At 70.7% G+C, this 18,947-nt stretch carries 20 protein-coding genes; 18 read left to right on the top strand and 2 right to left on the bottom strand.

Annotation, left to right across the window (positions count from 1 at the left end):
* The first annotated feature begins 907 nt into the window (after nt 1-907).
* From FOJ82_RS15820 to FOJ82_RS15785, 8 genes are read left to right on the top strand one after another with little or no spacing between them, the layout of a single operon-like run.
* Entirely contained in the window at nt 908-1,861 is a 954-nt protein-coding gene (locus FOJ82_RS15820) for a hypothetical protein (RefSeq protein ID WP_143939464.1), read from the top strand.
* A complete protein-coding gene (locus FOJ82_RS15815) occupies nt 1,858-2,847 on the top strand; it encodes an HAD-IIA family hydrolase (RefSeq protein ID WP_143939463.1) in 990 nt (329 codons plus the stop codon). Before FOJ82_RS15820 ends, FOJ82_RS15815 begins: the two co-directional genes overlap by 4 nt.
* 17 nt (nt 2,848-2,864) lie before the next feature.
* Nucleotides 2,865-3,077 carry a hypothetical protein gene (locus FOJ82_RS15810; protein WP_143939462.1) on the top strand — a complete coding sequence of 71 codons (213 nt, stop codon included), beginning with the start codon at nt 2,865-2,867 and terminating at the stop codon, nt 3,075-3,077.
* A gap of 29 nt (nt 3,078-3,106) precedes the next feature.
* Entirely contained in the window at nt 3,107-3,790 is a 684-nt protein-coding gene (locus FOJ82_RS15805) for a TlyA family RNA methyltransferase (protein WP_246099928.1), read from the top strand.
* Nucleotides 3,791-3,799: 9 nt separating this feature from the next.
* Nucleotides 3,800-4,699, top strand: a complete 900-nt coding sequence (locus FOJ82_RS15800) for an NAD kinase (protein WP_143939460.1) — start codon at nt 3,800-3,802, stop codon at nt 4,697-4,699.
* Nucleotides 4,699-6,375, top strand: a complete 1,677-nt coding sequence (gene recN, locus FOJ82_RS15795) for a DNA repair protein RecN (RefSeq protein ID WP_143939459.1) — start codon at nt 4,699-4,701, stop codon at nt 6,373-6,375. The genes FOJ82_RS15800 and recN overlap by 1 nt, the downstream gene beginning before the upstream one ends.
* A 47-nt stretch (nt 6,376-6,422) precedes the next feature.
* Complete coding sequence (locus tag FOJ82_RS15790; RefSeq protein WP_143939458.1) at nt 6,423-6,989, top strand: isochorismatase family protein; 567 nt, start codon at nt 6,423-6,425, stop codon at nt 6,987-6,989.
* An 8-nt stretch (nt 6,990-6,997) separates the two neighbouring features.
* Complete coding sequence (locus FOJ82_RS15785; RefSeq protein ID WP_246099927.1) at nt 6,998-8,245, top strand: D-arabinono-1,4-lactone oxidase; 1,248 nt, start codon at nt 6,998-7,000, stop codon at nt 8,243-8,245.
* Between the two features lie 7 nt (nt 8,246-8,252).
* Here the strand turns inward: FOJ82_RS15785 and FOJ82_RS15780 are convergent, their stop codons facing one another.
* Nucleotides 8,253-9,281, bottom strand: coding sequence for an ATP-dependent DNA ligase (locus FOJ82_RS15780; protein WP_143939456.1), 1,029 nt, complete (start codon nt 9,279-9,281; stop codon nt 8,253-8,255).
* Nucleotides 9,282-9,374: 93 nt separating this feature from the next.
* On the opposite strand from FOJ82_RS15780, the gene FOJ82_RS15775 reads away from it, so the two are divergent.
* The 10 genes from FOJ82_RS15775 to FOJ82_RS15730 all read left to right on the top strand — a co-directional run bounded on the left by FOJ82_RS15775 (nt 9,375) and on the right by FOJ82_RS15730 (nt 17,996).
* A complete protein-coding gene (locus FOJ82_RS15775) occupies nt 9,375-11,015 on the top strand; it encodes a CTP synthase (RefSeq protein ID WP_143939455.1) in 1,641 nt (546 codons plus the stop codon).
* Complete coding sequence (locus tag FOJ82_RS15770; protein WP_143939454.1) at nt 11,012-11,644, top strand: NUDIX domain-containing protein; 633 nt, start codon at nt 11,012-11,014, stop codon at nt 11,642-11,644. Before FOJ82_RS15775 ends, FOJ82_RS15770 begins: the two co-directional genes overlap by 4 nt.
* Entirely contained in the window at nt 11,641-12,396 is a 756-nt protein-coding gene (locus FOJ82_RS15765) for an alpha/beta hydrolase (protein ID WP_143939453.1), read from the top strand. The genes FOJ82_RS15770 and FOJ82_RS15765 overlap by 4 nt, the downstream gene beginning before the upstream one ends.
* Nucleotides 12,397-12,427: 31 nt before the next feature.
* Nucleotides 12,428-13,342 (top strand): site-specific tyrosine recombinase XerD, encoded by a 915-nt coding sequence (gene xerD, locus FOJ82_RS15760; protein WP_143939452.1) that lies wholly within the window; start codon nt 12,428-12,430, stop codon nt 13,340-13,342.
* A gap of 187 nt (nt 13,343-13,529) precedes the next feature.
* Nucleotides 13,530-14,372 (top strand): ParA family protein, encoded by an 843-nt coding sequence (locus tag FOJ82_RS15755; RefSeq protein ID WP_185975854.1) that lies wholly within the window; start codon nt 13,530-13,532, stop codon nt 14,370-14,372.
* Nucleotides 14,357-14,761 (top strand): hypothetical protein, encoded by a 405-nt coding sequence (locus FOJ82_RS15750; protein WP_143939451.1) that lies wholly within the window; start codon nt 14,357-14,359, stop codon nt 14,759-14,761. The genes FOJ82_RS15755 and FOJ82_RS15750 overlap by 16 nt, the downstream gene beginning before the upstream one ends.
* Entirely contained in the window at nt 14,758-15,600 is an 843-nt protein-coding gene (locus tag FOJ82_RS15745; RefSeq protein ID WP_246099926.1) for a segregation and condensation protein A, read from the top strand. The genes FOJ82_RS15750 and FOJ82_RS15745 overlap by 4 nt, the downstream gene beginning before the upstream one ends.
* Entirely contained in the window at nt 15,597-16,181 is a 585-nt protein-coding gene (scpB, locus tag FOJ82_RS15740) for an SMC-Scp complex subunit ScpB (protein WP_143939450.1), read from the top strand. Before FOJ82_RS15745 ends, scpB begins: the two co-directional genes overlap by 4 nt.
* Nucleotides 16,178-16,939, top strand: a complete 762-nt coding sequence (locus FOJ82_RS15735) for a pseudouridine synthase (RefSeq protein WP_143939449.1) — start codon at nt 16,178-16,180, stop codon at nt 16,937-16,939. The genes scpB and FOJ82_RS15735 overlap by 4 nt, the downstream gene beginning before the upstream one ends.
* Nucleotides 16,940-16,973: 34 nt before the next feature.
* On the top strand, nt 16,974-17,996 hold the full coding sequence (locus FOJ82_RS15730) for an FKBP-type peptidyl-prolyl cis-trans isomerase (RefSeq protein ID WP_185975853.1): 1,023 nt from the start codon (nt 16,974-16,976) through the stop codon (nt 17,994-17,996).
* 10 nt (nt 17,997-18,006) lie between these two features.
* Here FOJ82_RS15730 and gluQRS read toward each other — a convergent pair whose 3' ends face one another.
* Complete coding sequence (gluQRS, locus tag FOJ82_RS15725) at nt 18,007-18,939, bottom strand: tRNA glutamyl-Q(34) synthetase GluQRS (RefSeq protein WP_246099925.1); 933 nt, start codon at nt 18,937-18,939, stop codon at nt 18,007-18,009.
* Nucleotides 18,940-18,947: the final 8 nt, after the last annotated feature.

Raw genomic sequence — 18,947 nt, 5'->3', positions numbered from 1 at the left:
AAGCCTCTCAGCGCCGATGGTACTGCAGCGGGGACGCTGTGGGAGACTAGGACGCCGCCGGACTTATAATCACCCCCCGTTCATCCAACTTTTGTTGGGTGTCGGGGGGTGGTTTTTTTTCTCCCCATTTCACGAACCCGCACCTCGTCGGGTAACGTCGGGATGCTCGATGTCAGCACCCCTGTGGGAGAATGAACGCATGTCTGAGAACTCAACACCGGATCCCGAGGACCGTCGCGACGGTGGTCGCCAGGAGCGCCGCTCCGACGGCCCGCGTGGCGGTAGCCGCCCCCAAACGGGTCGATCCGGATTCGGTGGCCGTACGGGACGCGACGGTAACCCTTCACGTGATGGGTCACGTGGGAACGACCGCGGCCAAGGGCGCGGGCGCGGCCGGGACGCCAGCGGCGGTGCTCCGCGCGGTCCGCGTCGCGATGGTGACTCCCGCTCCAGCGGCGATCGTGGGTTCCGCAGGGACGAGGGCCCCCGTGGTCCGCGTCGTGACAGTGATTCCCGCTCCGGTGGCGATCGTGGGTTCCGCAGGGACGAGGGCCCGCGCGGTCCGCGTCGTGACAGTGATTCCCGCTCCGGTGGCGATCGTGGGTTCCGCAGGGACGAGGGCCCGCGCGGTCCGCGTCGTGACAGTGATTCTCGCTCCGGTGGCGATCGTGGGTTCAGCAGGGACGAGGGCCCGCGCGGTCCGCGTCGTGACAGTGATTCTCGCTCCGGCGGCGATCGTGGGTTCCGCAGGGACGAGGGCCCGCGCGGTCCGCGTCGTGACAGTGATTCTCGCTCCGGCGGCGATCGTGGGTTCCGCAGGGATGAAGGCCCCCGCGGTCCTCGCCGTGACGATGCCGGCCGTGGCGGAGAGGGTCGCGGCGGTCCACGCCAGGACCGCGACGATCGTGTGGGCGGTTTCCGCGGCACGCGCCGTGACGACTCCGGGCGAGGGGGCGATGACCGTCGCCCGCCCAGGGACGAGGAGTACGTACCGCGGCCGGGCACCGCACGTGCCGTCGACGAGCCGGACACGCCCACGGATTTCGACTCTGCACTGCTGCCGGCGGGCGTGCGTGCTGAGCTGAGGGGTCTGCCCAAGGAGCTCGCCAACATCGTCGGTGCACACATCCAGGCGGCTGGGGAACTGATTGACGTCGACCCGGAACTGGCCTTCAAACATGCGGAGGCCGCCAGAAGGCGTGCCGGTCGCATCCCGATCGTCCGTGAGGCGGCTGCCGAAACCGCGTACGCGGCCGGACACTATGACGTCGCCCTGCGCGAGTACCGTGCCATCCGTCGGATGAACGGTGGGGACGAGTTCATCCCGGTGATGGCGGACTGCGAGCGCGCCCTGGGCCGTCCGCGAGACGCGCTGGAGCTGCTTGCCAGCCTCGACCCCCAGACGAAGAATATCGGTTTGCGCATCGAGTGCCTGCTGGTCGAGGCCGGCGTCCGCGACGACCTCGGTCAGCGCGGGGAGGCGATGCGGCTGCTCGAGGAGGCGATCTCCCACAAGGTCGGCCCCAAGCTGGGCCAGGCCCGGCTACGGTACGCCTACGCGGAGTTCCTGCTCGAAGAGGGCCAGCAGGCCGAGGCCCGCCGCTGGTTCGAGGCGGCCGAGAAGCTGGACGGCGAGTCTGAGCTGGACGTCACCGACCGAATCGCAGCCATCGACGGCATCATCCTGCCGGAGGACTTCGACCTGGACAGCGACGAGGAGGACGCGCCCGGCGTCGCGGAGGAAGATTCCGCGACGCCCGAGGAAGTGCCGTCGGCCGACGAGGACGAGCCCGCCGCCTCCCAGGACAAGCGGTCCGAGACGGCGCCCGAGGACCACGGTGCGCAGGAGCTGGACAAGTGACGGCACTCCACGAGGCCCACGACGCAGCCCTGTTCGACCTCGACGGCGTCATCTACCTGGGACCGCACGCGATTGACGGGGTTCCCGAAGCGCTCCGTGAGCTGAGGGCAACGGGTGCCCACGTCGGATTCGTGACGAACAACGCGGCGCGTACCCCCGCAGCCGTGGCCGAGCACCTCGTGGAGCTGGGCATCGAGGCGGAGGAGTCCGACGTCGTCAACAGCACCCAGGCGACGCTGCGGATGCTCGCTGCGGACCTGCCGCCGGGATCCCGGATCCTGGTCGTCGGCACCGAGGCGCTCGCCTCGCAGCTCGCCGGGGCGGGCTTCACCCCAGTCCACACCCTCGCTGACGAACCGGTCGCCGTCGTCCAGGGCTACCACCCCGACGTCGACTGGAAGCTGTTGGAGCTCGGGGCCCTGGCGATCCAGGGAGGTGCTCCCTGGTACGCCACCAACCCGGACATGACCCGCCCGACCGAGCGCGGCATCCTTCCGGGCTGCGGAGCGCAGGTAGCGGTGGTGCGGGCCTGCGTGGGCGTGGAGCCGAAGGTGGCGGGCAAGCCGTTCCGTCCGTTGCTCGACGAGACCGTGCTGCGGCTCGGTGCCACGCACCCTGTCTTCGTCGGCGATCGGCTGGACACCGACATCCTCGGGGCCAACACGGTGGGGATGGACTCCCTGTTCGTGTTCACCGGGGCCCATGGCAAGGCCGACCTCGCCGCCGCCGAAGTCGAGTACCGACCCACCCACATCGCGTGGGACGTCGCGGGGCTGCTCGCGCCCGTGCGCACGGTGGATATCAGCGATTCCGCCGCCCGCTGCGGTGAGCAGGTGGTGGAGGTGGCCGACGGCGTCGCTGCACTGGTCACACCCGTGGGCGACCGAGACCAGCAACTCGACGCGCTCTGGGCCGCCCTGCAGCTCAGGTGGCACCACGGCACCGACATCGACGCGATCCTGCCCGTCCTCGACGGGCTGCGCTGAGGGTAGGGTCGGTTCCCATGACCTCACCGACACCCAGGGACGCCGCACCCGCTGTCGAGCGACGCAAGGAGCTCGTCGCCGAGGCCATGAGCGGCCTGGACGGGGTGGGGGAGGCGGACACCGCCGAGCAGCTGGCCCGCCTCGACGAGGCCCAGACGATCCTCGCCGCCGTGCTCAACAACCAGGACGTCAACCAGTTGGGCATCCCGGGCGTCCACGGGCAGCCGTGAGGCTCGACGTCGCCCTCGTCGCGCGTGGCATGGTCCGGTCCCGCAACCAGGCCGCCCGGCTGATCGCCGACGGGCAGGTCCTGGTCGACGGCTTGCGGGCGGTCAAGCCCTCGCAGCCCGTCTCGGACGGCAGCGAGATCACCGCCAACATTGACCCCTGGGTCTCCCGCGCCGCCCACAAGCTGCTCGGCGCCCTCGAGGACTCGGGCACCTCGGTCTCCGGCCGCGTCCTGGACGCCGGCGCCAGCACGGGCGGGTTCACCCAGGTCTGCCTCGAGAGGGGTGCTGAACTCGTCTACGCCTTCGACGTCGGCCACGACCAGCTGGCGCCCGAACTGGGGCAGGACCCCAGGATCGTGCGCCGAGACGGACTGAACCTGCGCGAACTCACCCTCTCCGACGTCGGCGGTGAGCCGGTCGACCTCGTCGTGGGGGACGTGTCCTTCATCTCGCTGACCATGCTGCTGGAACAGCTCTTGGCGGTCCTCGACGACGGCGGGGCCGCGCTGCTGCTGGTCAAGCCCCAGTTCGAGGTGGGGCGGTCGCGGCTCGGGAGCGGCGGAGTGGTCCGCGACGAGAAGCTGCGCGCACGGGCGGTCGCCTCTGTCGTGGCCCGTGCCGCCGAGCTGGGGTGGCGCTGCGACTGGCAGGGCGTCAGTCGGCTGCCGGGCACCGATGGCAACGTCGAGTACTTCGTCAGACTGACTCGATAGGCTGGTGGCGTGGATACCCGAACCGTTGCAGTCCTGCAGCACCCCGAGAGGGCAGAAGCCATCTCGGCCGCCGTCGAGTTCATCGGACAGATGCGCGACGCGGGTTTCGACGTGCTCGTGTTCCCCGAGGAAATGGAGCGGATGCGCGCGCTTGTCCCAGATGCGAACCTCGGCCCACTGGACGACCGGCCAGCCGAACTCGCCGTCGTCTTCGGTGGCGACGGGACCATCCTGCGCGCAGCCGAGTGGGCACACCCCCTGAGGGTGCCCCTGCTCGGGGTGAACCTCGGCCACGTCGGCTTCCTGGCGGAACTGGAGACCTCCGACATCCACGTCCTGCACGAGGCGGTCATCAACCGGGACTACGAGGTGGAGGATCGCCTCGTACTCAAGGTGACCGTAGAGAACGCCGCCGGTGAGCGCGTGTGGGAGACGTTCGCCATCAATGAGGTGTCGCTGGAGAAGCGTGCTCGGGAGAAGATGCTCAACGTGATGGTCAGCATTGACGACCGGCCGCTGTCGCGCTGGGGCTGCGACGGGGTCCTCGTGTCCAGCCCCACGGGTTCCACCGCCTACGGATTCTCCGCCGGCGGTCCGGTCGTGTGGCCCGACGTGCGTGCGTTGCTGGTGATCCCCATCTCCGCCCACGCGCTGTTCAACCGTCCGATGGTGCTGAGCCCGACGTCGCAGGTCCGGATGGACCTGCCCACCGCCGACACCCCCGGGGTGCTCTGGTGTGACGGTCGCCGCAGCGCCGACGTCGGCAGCGGCGACGTCATCCAGGTGTGGGCCGACGACACACCGCTGCACCTCGCCCGGCTCGCGCAGCAGCCCTTCACCACCCGACTCGTCAAGAAGTTCGCGCTGCCCGTCAACGGCTGGCGCCGCCCCCACGAGCCCGAGGCCTGATGCTCACCGAACTGCACCTGAGCGGACTCGGAGTGGTCGAGGACGCCACCGTCCCACTCGGCCCCGGACTGACCGCGCTCACCGGCGAGACCGGTGCCGGGAAGACCATGATCGTCGCCGGCCTGGGCCTGCTGCTCGGCGCCAAGGCCGACTCGGGCGTGGTGCGCCACGGCAACGACCGCGCCGTCGTCGAGGGGCGCTGGATCGTCGGGCCGGAACTGGCGCAGCAGGTCGGCGAACTCGGCGGCGACGTCGACGACGGCGAGGAACTGACCTGCCGTCGCCAGGTGGGGGCCAACGGCCGCTCCCGCGCCGTGGTCGGTGGAGCCCAGGTGCCTGTCTCCACACTCGCGGCCACCCTCAGCGAGCTCGCGACCATCCACGGCCAGTCCGAACAGATTCGCCTGTCCAGCAGCGAGCGCCAGCGAGAGATCCTCGACGAGTACGCCAGGCCCGTCGGGCTGGTCCAGTACCGGGCCGACCTCGCCGAGCGCAAGCAGCTCGCCTCCCAGCTGGCGCGCCTCGTCGAGGAGGAGAGCACCAGGACCCGCGAGATCGAGCTGCTGCGCTTCGGGCTCGAGGAGATCAACGCGGTGGAGCCCGTCGACGGCGAGGACCATGCGCTGGCCACCGAGGCGCTGCGGCTGCAGGATGCCGACCAGCTCAAGGAACTCGCCGCCACCGCCCAGCGCGCCCTCAGCGGGGACGAGGACGACTTCGACGCGCCCAGTGCCGTCGGCCTGCTGGACGAGGCCCGCAAGTCCGCGGAGCAGCTCGCGGACCGCGACGAGACCGCGGCGGAACTGGCAGGCCGGATCCGCGAGGCCAGCTACACCCTCCACGACATCGCCTCCGAGGTCGCCAGCTACGCCACGGACCTGGTCACCGACCCGATCCGGCTCGAGGCCGTGGCCGAGCGCCGCGCCCAGCTGGTGGCCCTGACCCGCAAGTACGGTCCCGAACTGTCCGACGTCATCGAGTGGGCCCGGCAGGCCGTCACCCGGCTGGACGAGCTCGAGGGAGCCGACGAGAGCATCGGCGCCCTGCGGGAGCGCATCGCCGAGCTCGACGAGCGCCTCACCCGGGCGGCCGAGGTGATCTCGAAGGACCGGCAGCGTGCCGCCGACCGGCTGGCCGAGGCCGTCAGGTCCGAGCTGGCGGCGCTGGCCATGCCACACGCGCGTCTCGAGTTCCAACTGACCCGGGTCGGCCTGGGCCCGCACGGCTGGGACCGGGTGGAGCTGATGTTCTCCGCGAACCCCGGATCGACGCCCGCGCCGCTGGGCAAGGTCGCCTCCGGTGGTGAGCTGTCCCGGGTGCGGCTCGCGCTCGAGGTGATCCTGGCCTCACAGATGGGCAGCCACACCTACGTCTTCGACGAGGTCGACGCTGGCGTCGGCGGCGCCGTCGGCCTCGAGATCGGCAAGCGGCTCAAGCGCCTCGCGACGAAGTCCCAGGTGATCGTCGTCACCCACCTGGCGCAGGTGGCGGCGTACGCGGACGCCCACCTCGTCATCGCCAAGTCGAGCGACGGCCAGGTGACCACCTCCGACATCCGCCTCCTCGACGACGACGAGCGGGGCGCTGAACTGGCCCGCATGATGGGCGGCTCCGGCGACTCCGAGGCCGGTGTGGAGCACGCCGCCGAACTCCTGACCCGCGCCCGCGGGGCGTGAACCGGTCGGGATAGGCTGGGGACACCGCCAACCACAGGGGAGCAGCCATGACGAGAGCACTGATCGTCGTCGACGTCCAGAACGACTTCTGCGAGGGCGGGTCCCTCGCCGTCACGGGGGGTGCGGACGTGGCGTCGGGCATCAGCTCGCTGTTGGCCGGTGACCACGGCTACGACCTCGTGGTGGCCACCCGCGACCACCACATCGACCCGGGCGAGCACTTCAGTTCCGAGCCGGACTTCATCGACTCCTGGCCGCCGCACTGCGTCGTGGGCACCCCCGGCGTCGAGTTCCACCCCGACCTCACCTTCCGCGACTTCGACGGTGTCTTCGACAAGGGTGAGTACAGCGCCGCCTACTCGGGGTTCGAGGGCGTCGACCACTCGGCCGACGACGTCCCCCTGGCCGACTTCCTCCGCTCGCGGGGGGTCTCGGACGTCGACGTCGTCGGGATCGCCACTGACCACTGCGTCCGCGCCACGGCCGAGGACGCGCTGAGCGAGGGCTTCGACACCTCCGTCCTGCTGGACCTCACTGCCGCCGTCACCCCCGACAACGTCCCTGCGCTCGTCGACTACTGGGAGGAAGCCGGGATCTGGGTTGGGGGCCACTGATGCCGGGCGTGGGAACCAACTGGGCGGGCAACGTCGTCTACGGCGCCCGGGAACTGCTGCTGCCCACGCACCTGGGGGAGCTGCCCGGACTGATCACGTCGGCGCACCGCCTGCGCGCCATCGGATCCCGGCACTCCTTCAACGACCTCGCCGACTCCCCGGAAAGCCTCATCAGCCTCCAGGGCATCCCCGTCGACCTCGAGCGCGACGTGGAGTTCGACTCCGACGCCCGCACCGTCCGGGTGCCGGGCTGGCTGCGCTACGGCGACATCGCCGCCCTGCTCGCGGACCGCGGCTGGGCGCTGGCGAACCTCGCGTCCCTGCCCCACATTTCGATCGCCGGCGCCGTGGCCACCGGCACGCACGGCTCGGGGGACCGCATCGGGTCGCTCGCCACCCAGGTCGTGGCACTGGACCTGGTCGACGGCACCGGAACCCATCGCAGGATCGCGCGCGGCGACGAGAGCTTCGAGGGGGCCGTGGTGTCGTTGGGGGCGCTGGGCGTGGTCACCCACGTCACGCTCGCCGTCGAACCCGACTACCAGGTGCGCCAGAGCGTCTACGAGGGCGCCACCTGGGACGCGGTGCTCGCCAACCTGGACGAGCTGACCGGGGCCGGCGACAGTGTCAGCCTGTTCACCACGTGGCGCAGCCCGGACCTGGTCGACCAGCTCTGGGTGAAGTCCAGGCAGGGACGCGATCCCTGGACGCCCCTTGACGGCATCGTCGCGGCCGCCGGGGCCCGACACCCCATCCCTGGCATCGACCCGGCACCCGCCACCGAACAGCTCGGCCGGGTGGGTCCCTGGTTCGCCAGGCTGCCGCACTTCAGGCTCGAGTTCACCCCGTCGGCCGGCGAGGAGATCCAGACCGAGTACCTGGTGCCGCGGGAGGACTTCCCCGCAGCCATCGGCGCCATCCGTTCGCTGTCCGCGCGGATCGCGCCCCTCTTGCAGGTCTGCGAGGTCCGCACCGTGGCCGGCGACGACCTCTGGCTGAGCGAGGCCCACGGCGGCGACGTCGTCGGGATCCACTTCACATGGGTGCGCGACTCCGAGGCGGTCGCGGCCGTGCTCCCCGAGGTGGAGGCGGCCCTGCCTCCCACTGCGCGGCCCCACTGGGGCAAGGTCTTCGCCGACCACGACCGGATCGCGGCACTGTACCCGCGCTGGGACGACTTCCGGGCGCTGCGCCGCAGCCTCGACCCCGACAACCGGTTCGTCAACGGCTTCATCGAGCGCGTCGGGCTCGCGTGAACGCGGCCTAGGTGGCCAGCACCTCCGCCAGGTCGTAGGCGATCGCGCGGTCCACCTGCTCGATCCGGCAGGACTCCGGCTCCCGGTCCGGCCGGAACCTCAGGAACGACGCCGCGTGCCGGAACCGGTTGCCCTCGAGCTGGTCGAAAGCCACCTCCACCACCAGCTCCGGCGAGAGCGGCACCCAGGACTGGTCGCGCCCGGCGGAGAACCGGGAGGCGGGTGCCTCGAGGGACGGGTCGGCCTCCTCGAGCACCAGCGGCTGCAGCTCGTCGAGCAGTTCGCGACGCATCTTCATGGGGAACCCGACGATCCCTCCCATCCGGTGGAGGTCGCCGTCGTCGCCGTACATCGCCAGCAGCAGGGAACCGACCCCCTCGCCGCTCTTGTGGACCCGGTAGCCGACCACCACGGCCTCCGCCGTCCGCTTGTGCTTGACCTTCAGCATGGAGCGCCTGCCCTGCTCGTAGGGGGAGTCCAGGCGCTTCGCCACGACGCCGTCGAGGCCGGCGCCCTCGAACCGCTCGAACCAGTCCGTCGCGACGGCCGGGTCCCGGGTCACGGCGCTGAGGTGGAGGCTCGGGTGCAGGTCTGCCTCGAACACCTCCTCCAGCATCGCGCGACGCTCCGTCCAGGGGCGCCCCGTCCAGTCGTCGTCGCCGAGGGCCAGCAGGTCGAAGCACACCAGCTCGGCCGGGAACTTGCCCGAGAGCATCCGCACGCGGCTCTCGGCAGGATGGATGCGCTGGGAGAGGATGTCCCACGACAGGCGCTCGGCGCCGGGCTCGCCCGTGCGCTGGATCACCTCCGCGTCAACGATGCAGCGTTCCGGAAGGGTCGCGACGGCGGGCAGGAGCTCGGGGAAGTACCTCGTCAGCGGCTTCTTGCCGCGGCTCCCCAACTCCATTTCGTCGCCGTCGCGGATGATGATGCAGCGGTACCCGTCCCACTTCGGTTCGTAGGCGAAGTCCCCGACGGGGACCGTGTCGACACCCTTGGCGAGCATCGGGTCGATGGGCAACTCCAGTGGCAGCATCTTCCCATCCTGTCATCCCGGGACGTAACGATGGTGTTAAAAGGTCGTCCTCGATGACGGTGTCGGGGCCGCCGAGCCGTAGGCTGGAGGTCCGTGGAGCACACCAAGAACACCAAGCATGTTTTCGTCACCGGCGGCGTCGTTTCGTCACTCGGCAAGGGGCTCACGGCCTCCAGTCTGGGCAATCTGTTGGTGGCGCGCGGCCTGCGCGTCACCATGCAGAAGCTCGACCCCTACCTCAACGTGGATCCCGGGACGATGAACCCGTTCCAGCACGGCGAGGTGTTCGTCACCGAGGACGGTGCCGAGACGGACCTGGACATCGGCCACTACGAGCGCTTCCTGGACGTGAACCTCTCGGCCGAGGCCAACATCACCACCGGCAAGGTCTACTCGTCGGTGATCGCCAAGGAGCGCCGCGGCGACTACCTGGGTGACACCGTGCAGGTGATCCCGCACGTGACCAACGAGATCCGCGACTCGATGCTGGCCATGGCCGGCCCCGACATCGACGTCGTGATCCACGAGATCGGTGGCACGGTCGGTGACATCGAGTCGCAGCCGTTCCTCGAGGCCGCCCGGCAGGTCCGCCAGGTGGTGGGTCGCGACCACGTCTTCTTCCTGCACGTCTCGCTCGTTCCCTACATCGGCCCCTCCGGGGAGATGAAGACCAAGCCCACGCAGCACTCGGTGGCGGCGCTGCGGCAGGTGGGCATCCAGCCCGACGCCATCGTGTGCCGGTCCGCCTTCGAGGTGGAGCAGGGACTCAAGCGCAAGATCGCGCTGATGTGCGACGTCGAGGAGGAGGCCGTCATCTCCTGCGCCGACGCGCCGTCGATCTACGCGATCCCCAAGGTGCTGCACTCCGAAGGCCTCGACGCCTACCTGGTCCGTCGGCTGAACCTCAGCTTCCGCGACGTCGATTGGGACGCGTGGGGGAATCTCCTGGAGCGCGTCGAGTCGCCCCGGGCGGAGATCACCGTAGCCCTCGTCGGCAAGTACGTCGACCTGCCGGATGCCTACCTTTCGGTCACCGAGGCGCTCCGTGCCGGCGGGTTCGCGAACTGGACGAGGGTCACTGTCAAGTGGGTGGCCTCCGACGACTGCGACACCCCGGAACGGGCCGCCAAGCAACTCGGCGACGTGGATGCGATCTGCGTGCCCGGGGGCTTCGGCATCCGCGGCGTCGACGGCAAGCTCGGGGCGCTCACCCACGCCCGCGTGCACGGCATCCCGACTCTCGGGCTGTGCCTCGGGCTGCAGTGCATGGTGATCGAGGCCGCCCGGAACTTGGCAGGCATCCCCGACGCCGCTTCGAGCGAGTTCGACCCGGGCGCCGAGAACCCGGTGGTCGCCACGATGGCGGAGCAGGTGGCGATCGTGGACGGCGGTGGCGACCTGGGTGGCTCCATGCGGCTGGGGTCCTACCCGGCGCGGCTGGGGGAGGGGACCCTGGTGCGCGCCCTCTACGGACGGGCGGACGTGACGGAGCGGCACCGGCACCGCTACGAGGTCAACAACGCCTATCGCGCTCGGCTGGAGGAGGCCGGCCTGGTCATCTCCGGCGTCTCCCCCGACTCGTCGCTGGTGGAGTTCGTCGAGCTGCCCACCGACGTGCACCCCTTCTACGTCGCCACGCAGGCGCATCCCGAGCTGAAGTCCCGGCCGAACCGGCCGCACCCCCTGTTCGTGGGGCTGGTGAGGGCGGCGCTGGACCGTAAGCTGTCCGCATGATCGCCGACAAGCCCACCGACTGGCAGGTTCGTGACCGCAAGGTACTCGGGAAGGGCTGGGTCTCCAACTTCGTGAACGAATCCGTCGTGACCCCTTCGGGGGAGGCGGTGCAGCGCCAGTACCTCACCCATCCGGGCGCAGTGGCAGTGGTGGCCTGGGACGAGGAGCGCGACCAGGTCGTGGTGCTGCGGCAGTACCGCCACCCGGTGCGCATGGAACTGGTCGAGGTACCGGCCGGGCTGATCGACGCCGACGACGTGGACTGGGTGGATGCCGCTCGCCGTGAACTCGCGGAGGAGGTCGAACTGGGCGCCGACGACTGGCGCGTGCTGGTGGACTTCTGCACCACCCCCGGATCCTCGGAGGAGTCGTTGCGCGTCTACCTGGCGCGCGGCCTGTCCGCAGCCGCCCGTCCGGACGGGTTCGTCCTGGAGGGGGAGGAGGCCCACATGACGTGGGACTGGGTCGCGCGAGCAGAGCTGACGCAGGCCGTGTTCGAGGGCCGTTGCCAGAACCCGAGCCTCGTCGTCGGCGTGCTGGCGCTCGAGGCGGCGGTCCTCGGGGGACGGCTGGACAGCCTGCGCCCCGCCGATGCGCCCTGGCCGATCCGCGACCAGCGCCCGGCATGACCGCGCGCAGGGCCGGGCCTCGGCGTGTCCTTGCCATCGTCGGGGCAGGGCTGGGGATCGTGCTCCTGCTCCTGGTCGTGGGGATCCTCGTGTGGAGCGGGACCGGCGTGCGGGCGGCCGAGCCCGAGCCACTGGCAGCCGTGGCCGCAGACCCGGCCGTGGAGGTCACCGACGAGGGGCGCGCCCTGGTCCTGTCGCCGGCCCGAGGCGCGGGCCGGGACGTCGGTCTGGTCTTCATACCCGGCGGCAAGGTGGAGGCCGAGGCCTACGTGGCGCGGCTCGCCGGCGTCGTCGCCGACCAAGGGTTGACCGTCGTCATCACCCGCCCGTGGCTGAACCTCGCTTTCCTCGACCCGCGCGGACTCGACTCCTTCACGCCGCTCGCGCCCGACGTCGAGGCGTGGATCGTCGGTGGCCACTCGCTCGGCGGCGTGCGTGCCTGCATGCTCGCCGACGACGCGGAAGCCCTGGTGCTGTTCGCCTCCTACTGCGCCGCCGACCTCTCGCAGTCCGGACTTCCCGTGCTCAGCGTCGCGGGCTCCGAGGACGGCCTGTCCACCCCGGCCGACATCGCCGAGGCCGCCCACCTGCTGCCCCGGGCGGCGGAGTTCGTCGAGGTCCCCGGAGCGAACCACGCCTCCTTCGGTGACTACGGCCGACAGGCCGGCGACGGGAGGGCGAGCATCACCGACGAGGAGATGTCGGCCACGATCACCCACCTCCTGGCCGGGCTGGTGGCCCAGCTGCGCTGAGCCGACGCCCGCGGGACTACGATCTGGTGCCATGGCCAACCTGGACGACGTCGTCGCCGACTACCTCGGACACGTCCGCGTCGAACGGGGACTCGCGGCCAACACCGTCGCCGCGTATCGGCGTGACCTCGCCCGCTACGCGGACTTCCTGAGGCAGCGTGGGATCGACGAGCTCGCCGACGTCACCGCCGTGGAGCTCTCCGAGTTCGTGCGCGAACTCTCGACGCAGGTCGCGCGGGCGTCGGTGGCCCGGATCGTCGTGTCCGTGCGCAACCTCCACGGCTTCGCGCACGAGGAGGGACTCGTCGCCGACAACCCTGCCCTCGACCTCCACCCGCCCAAGCTGCAGCAGCGGCTCCCGAAGGCCCTGACGGTGGCCGAGGTGCAGGACCTCCTGGACGTGCCGGACCGGGAGGCGGTCATCGGGCTTCGCGACTCGGTGCTTCTGGAACTGCTCTACGGGACCGGTGCCCGGATCTCGGAGGTCTGCGCCCTGGACGTCGACGACCTGACCGCGGTCCTGGGCGACGAGGACGCCGGGTTGCGGCTGCTGGGCAAGGGCGGCAAGGAACGACTGGTCCCGCTGGGCAGCTACGCACGCGCCGCGGTCGACGCGTACCTGGTCCGGGCGCGACCGGTGCTGGCCCAGCGTGCCCGACGCGCCGAGCCCGCGCTGCTGCTCAACCAGCGAGGAGGGCGGTTGTCCAGGCAGTCGGCGTGGGCGGTGATCGGCGCCGCGGCGCGGCGGGCCGGGATCGCCACCGAGGTCTCGCCCCACTCGCTGCGCCACTCGTTCGCCACCCACCTGATCGACGGCGGTGCGGACGTCCGCGTGGTGCAGGAGCTCCTCGGCCACGCCTCCGTGGCCACCACCCAGATCTACACCCTCGTCACGATCGACAGCCTGCGCGAGGTCTATCTCGGCGCCCATCCGCGGGCCACGTGAACCTCGCCGGGCGGGCTCGGGGCCGATAGCCGACGGCGCGTGCCCGCGGGCATCGTGGGGCACTAGGGTGGTCCAAGAGTCGACAAGGAGGCATGCCGTGACCGAAGAGGGTCTGTTCAGCGATGGCACAGCGAAGTTCGAGGTACCCGACGCCCCGGGGACCTCCACTCTCGTGGACGCCGGTGAGATGGGACCCACCGGGCGACCCCTGCCGACCTTCCCTCATCCGGCACCGCCGGACCCAGACAGGCGCATGCACGCGAAGATCATCTCGATGTGCAACCAGAAGGGTGGCGTGGGCAAGACCACCACCACCATCAACCTCGGCGCGGCGCTGGCCGAGCTCGGGTTCAAGGTCCTGCTCGTGGACTTCGACCCGCAGGGCTCGCTCTCGGTGGGGCTGGGAGTCAACCCGCACACCCTGGACAAGAGCATCTACAACCTGCTGCTGAGCAAGCAGTTCACCGCCGACGAGGTGATCCAGGAGACCTCGGTGCGCGACCTGGACATCCTCCCGAGCAACATCGACCTCTCCGCGGCGGAGGTGCAACTGGTCAGCGAGGTCGCGCGCGAACAGACCCTGACGCGGGTGCTGCGCCACCTGCGCGCCGACTACGACTTCATCCTCATCGACTGCGCGCCCAGCCTCGGTCTGCTGACCATCAACGCCCTCACCGCCAGCGACTACGTGCTGATGCCGCTGGAGTGCGAGTTCTTCGCGCTGCGCGGCATCGCCCTGCTGACCGACACCATCTCCAAGGTCTCGGACCGCCTCAACCCGGACCTCCAGGTCCTCGGCATCCTCGGCACCATGTACGACTCCCGCACGCTGCACGCCCGCGAGGTGCTCGAGCGGGTCGTGCAGGCGTTCGGCGAGGACGTGTTCCACACCGTCATCCGCCGCACGGTGAAGTTCCCCGAGACCACCGTCGCGGGTGAGCCCATCACCACCTACGCCTCCGCCTCGCCCGGCGCCGACGCGTACCGGCAGCTCGCACGGGAGGTGCTGCAGCGATGCCAGGACCAGTGAGGAAGGGCCGCGCGACGCTCCCGGGCGCCAACGAGCTCTTCCGACCCACCCGCGCCCAGCGGGCGGCGGCCGAGCGCGTCGGCACACCGTCGCAGGACCCCCGCCGGGAGGCCTCCGGCGAGGCCGACCAGGGCGGCGAGAAGGCCGCCGCGCAGGGCGCGCAGACTCCCGCAGCCACCGGACGCGTCCGGCACGACCAGAAGATCACCGTCTACTTCTCCTCCGAGGAACTGTTCGCCCTCGAGGACGCCACCTTGAACCTGAAGCGGCACCACGGCCTCGCGCTGGACCGTGGCCGCCTCGTGCGAACCGCCGTCGCACTGGCCCTCGCCGACATCGCGGAGAACGGCGAGGGATCCGCCGTCGTGGAAGAGTTGCGCCAGCAGTGAGGAGCAGGCGGGGCAGGTCGCACGGCCGCCCCGAACACCAGGACCAGGTGGCGGGATTCGACGTCCACCTGGACAACTTCGAGGGGCCGTTCGACCTGCTCCTGCAGCTGATCGGACGCCGCGAACTGGACGTCACCACTGTTGCCCTCAGCCAGGTCACCGACGAGTTCATCGGCTACGTCAAGGCCGGTGGCGAGGTCTGGGACCTTGACAAGACGAGTTCCTTCCTCCTGGTCGCAGCCACCCTCCTCGACCTCAAGGCCGCCCGCCTCCTGCCCGGGGGAGAAGTCACCGAACCCGAGGACCTTGCAGCCCTCGAGGCCCGCGACCTCCTCTTCGCCCGCCTCCTGCAGTACCGCGCCTTCAAGCAGCTGGCCGACTGGGTGGCCGGCCACATCGACGCAGCCAGCCTCACCCACTGGCGCCCGGGAGGCCTGGAGGACAAGTTCCGCTCGGTCCTGCCGGAGGTCGAGCTGCCCGTGGGGCCCGACGACGTCGCCCGCCTCGCCGCAGCCGCCCTGACACCCAAACCGGTCCCCACCGTCGAGCTGACCCACCTGCACGGCGCCAACGTCAGCGTCGTGGACCAGGTGGCGCAGGTGTCGCGGAGGCTGCGGGAGGCCGGCTCCCTCACGTTCCGTGCCCTCGTCGACGGGTGCGACCGCCTCACCACGGTGGTGCGGTTCCTCTCCATCCTGGAGCTGTTCCGCGCCCGGCAGGTGTCCTTCGAACAGGCCGGGGCGCTCACCGAGCTCCACGTCCGTTGGGTGGCCGGCGACGACGCGGAACTGCCCGAGGTCGACGAGTACGACCAACTTCCCGAACCGGAGGACGAATGAGCCTTTCAAGAGCGCTGGAGGCCATGTTGCTGATGGCCACCGAACCGGTCGCCGCAGCCGATCTCGCCGCTGCGCTGGAGGTCCCCGAGGTCGAGGTCACGGCCGAGCTGGAGGCGATCGCCCGGCACTACGCGGACACCGAACGCGGCTTCGAGTTGCGTCGCGTCGCGGGCGGGTGGCGCCTGGCCACGGCTGAGGACCTGGCCGAGGTGATCGAGGCCTGGGTGGTCTCCGACCAGCGTTCCCGCCTCAGCCAGGCGGCGCTCGAGACCCTGTCGGTGATCGCCTACCTGCAGCCCGTCACCCGCGGCCGGATCGCAGGCATCCGCGGTGTCAACGTCGACGGCGTGGTCAAGACGCTGCTCGTGCGCGGCCTGATCTCCGAGGCGGGCGAGGACCCGCACAGCGGCGCCATGACCTTCACCACCACGTCCCTGTTCCTGCAGAAACTGGGCCTCGACTCCCTGGACGAACTGCCCGACTTGGCCCCGCTGCTGCCCGACGCCGTAGCCTTGGAGGCTGAGCTCACAATGCTCGTCGGGGAACAACCTGTCTCCGACCACCCGCAGGAGGACGAATGAACGCCACCGAGCCCGAAGGCACCAGGCTGCAGAAGGTGCTCGCCGCCGCGGGGATCGCATCCCGTCGCGCCAGCGAGATCATGATCGACCAGGGACGCGTGGAGGTCAACGGGCGCGTGGTCACCGAGCAGGGGATGCGCGTCGATCCCGAGCGCGACACCATCCGGGTCGACGGCGCGCGCATCCCACCGCCCCGCCGGCACCTCTACGTGCTGCTCAACAAGCCCCGCGGTGTGGTCTCCACCCTGGAGGACCCGGAGGGCCGCCCGACCCTCAGCGACTACCTGCCCCGCACCAAGGAGCGGCTGTTCCACGTCGGGCGTCTCGACACCGACACCGAGGGCCTGATCATCCTCACCAACGACGGCGACTTCGCCCACAAGCTGGCGCACCCGTCCTACGAGGTGCCCAAGACCTACCTCGCGGAGGTGGTCGGCAACGTCGAGAACCGCACCATCAAGCGCCTCGAGAAGGGCGTCACCCTCGAGGACGGGCCGGTGCGACCGGACCGGGTGTCGCTGAAGACGCGCGGTGAGGGCCGCAGCCTGCTGACGATCACCCTGCACGAGGGCCGCAACCGCATCGTGCGACGCATGATGGACTCCGTCGGCCACCCGGTCGACAGGCTGGCGCGAGTGGCCATCGGTCCGGTGCGCCTCGGGTCCCTGAAGGTCGGCACCACCCGCGACCTCACACGTGAGGAACTGGGCGCCCTGCTGGACCTGATCGAGGTTGAGAAGGGCTCGGATCCCCGATGAGGGCTGGTTCCGGGCGTCGGGTAGGATTCCCGGCGTGAGTTTCACCCGTGACCTGAATCGTCCCCGCCGCGCGCTCGTGGCCCTCGTCGCAATCGCCGGACTCGGGCTCAGCGCCTGTGGCCAGTCGACCACCGACGGCACCCCCACCCCGGACACCGAGGCGACGTCGACCGCCAGTGCCGGCGAGTCGCCGAGCACCAGCCCGTCCCCGACGGCGACGATCACGCCATCCACTGACCTGGAGGCCATCACGGTCACGGAGGGCGACGTGCCCGAAGTCACCATCCCGGCGCCCTGGGGCATCGACGAGACCCGCACCAAGGTCCTCGTACCGGGGCCGGAGGGTGGGCAGGTGCTCACCGAGACCAGCACCGTCAGCCTGAACTACGCCGGGTACAACGGCCGCACCGGAGAGGTCTTCGACAGCTCTTGGGAACGCGGCGCACCCACCTCCTTCTCACTGCAGGAAGTGGTTCCCGGATTCACCAAGGGCCTCACCGGCCAGAGCGTCGGCTCCCGCGTCCTGATCGCGATGCCGTCCGAGGACGGCTACGCCCAGGGCAACCCCAACGCCGGCATCGAGGTCGGCGACTCGCTGGTGTTCGTCGTGGACATCATCAGCGCGAACTTCGAGGAGGCCACCGGAGCGCCGGTCGAGCCGGCCGCCGAGCTGCCCGTCGTCGACATGGCCAGCGGCACGCCGGAGCTCTCCGCACCCTCGGGCGAGCCCCCCACCGAGCTCGTGGTCCAGCCGCTGGTCCAGGGCGCCGGCACCGCCACCGTCTCGGAGACCTCGACCATCCAGGTCAAGTACCGCTCCTGGGTGTGGGCCACGGGCGAACTCCTCGAGGACGCCTGGCGTCCGCAGCAGGGTCCGCTCGACTCCCTGATCGAGGGCTGGAAGCAGGGACTCGCGGGACTGCCCACCGGCACCCGGGTCATGCTCGTGGTGCCTCCGGAGCTGGCCTACCCCGACGGCGACGCCCAGACCGGGCTCGACGCCGGCCAGACCCTCGTCTACGTCATCGACATCCTGGACGCCACCAGCGCGTCCTGACGCCGCTGGCTCACTGCCCGCGCAGCACACCCTCGGTGTCGTCCCACACTGCGCCCAGCCAGAACGCCCCTCCCGCAGGGGGGAGTCCATCCTCGGGCATCGCCTCCAGCGCGGCCGTCGTTGTCTCCTGCGGCCCCAGGCCCAGCGACGCCGTGAGCGCGGAGAGCACCCGGCGTGAGTCCCAACGGCGCTCGGCCAGGTCCGCCAGCGTCACAGAACCGTCCCGCTTCGCCAGGCGTGCACCGTCGGGGTTGGTCACCAGCCCCACGTGCGCGTAGCGCGGGGGAGTGCCGCCCAGCTGAGTCGCCAGCCAGGCCTGCCGGGGCGAGGACGACAGCAGGTCGGCACCGCGGGTCACCTGCGTGACGCCTTGGGCGAGGTCGTCGACCGTCACCGCCAGGTTGTATGAGTACGCCCCGTCCCCGCGCACCAGCACGAAGTCGTCGACGAGTCCCGTGACCTCCCCCAGCTGCAGGTCCGTGACCGTGAACGCGGCGCCCTCCGCGCGGACCCGGATCGCCGCGGGTCGATCCTCGCGGCGGCGGGCAGCCTCGGCGCTGCTCAGGCGCGCGCAGGTGCCCGGGTAGGGGCGGTGGCCGTCGTCGTGGGGCGCTGAGGAGGCCTCGGCGATCTCGCGGCGCGTGCAGAAGCACTCGTACGTCCGCCCCGAGAGTGCGGCCACGGCAGTCGCGTAGGCCTCCAAGCGCTGCGACTGCCACACGACGTCGCCGTCCCAGTCGAGCCCGAGCCCTCGCAGGTCCTCGAGCTGCTGCTCCGCCACCCCCTCGGCTGCCCGCACCCGCGCCTCGTCGAGGTCCTCGACGCGCATCAGCCAACGGCCACCGGAGCGGCGCGTGAGCAACCAGCCGGCCAGGGCGGTACGCAGGTTGCCGAGATGCAGCTGGGCAGTGGGGCTGGGTGCGTAGCGGTCGGTGACTGACACGCACCCAT

The organism is Tessaracoccus rhinocerotis, assembly GCF_007197885.1.
Taxonomy (GTDB): domain Bacteria; phylum Actinomycetota; class Actinomycetes; order Propionibacteriales; family Propionibacteriaceae; genus Arachnia; species Arachnia rhinocerotis.
Note: the sequence above shows the minus strand (reverse complement) of the source record. Positions and strands in the feature narration are given on the sequence as shown.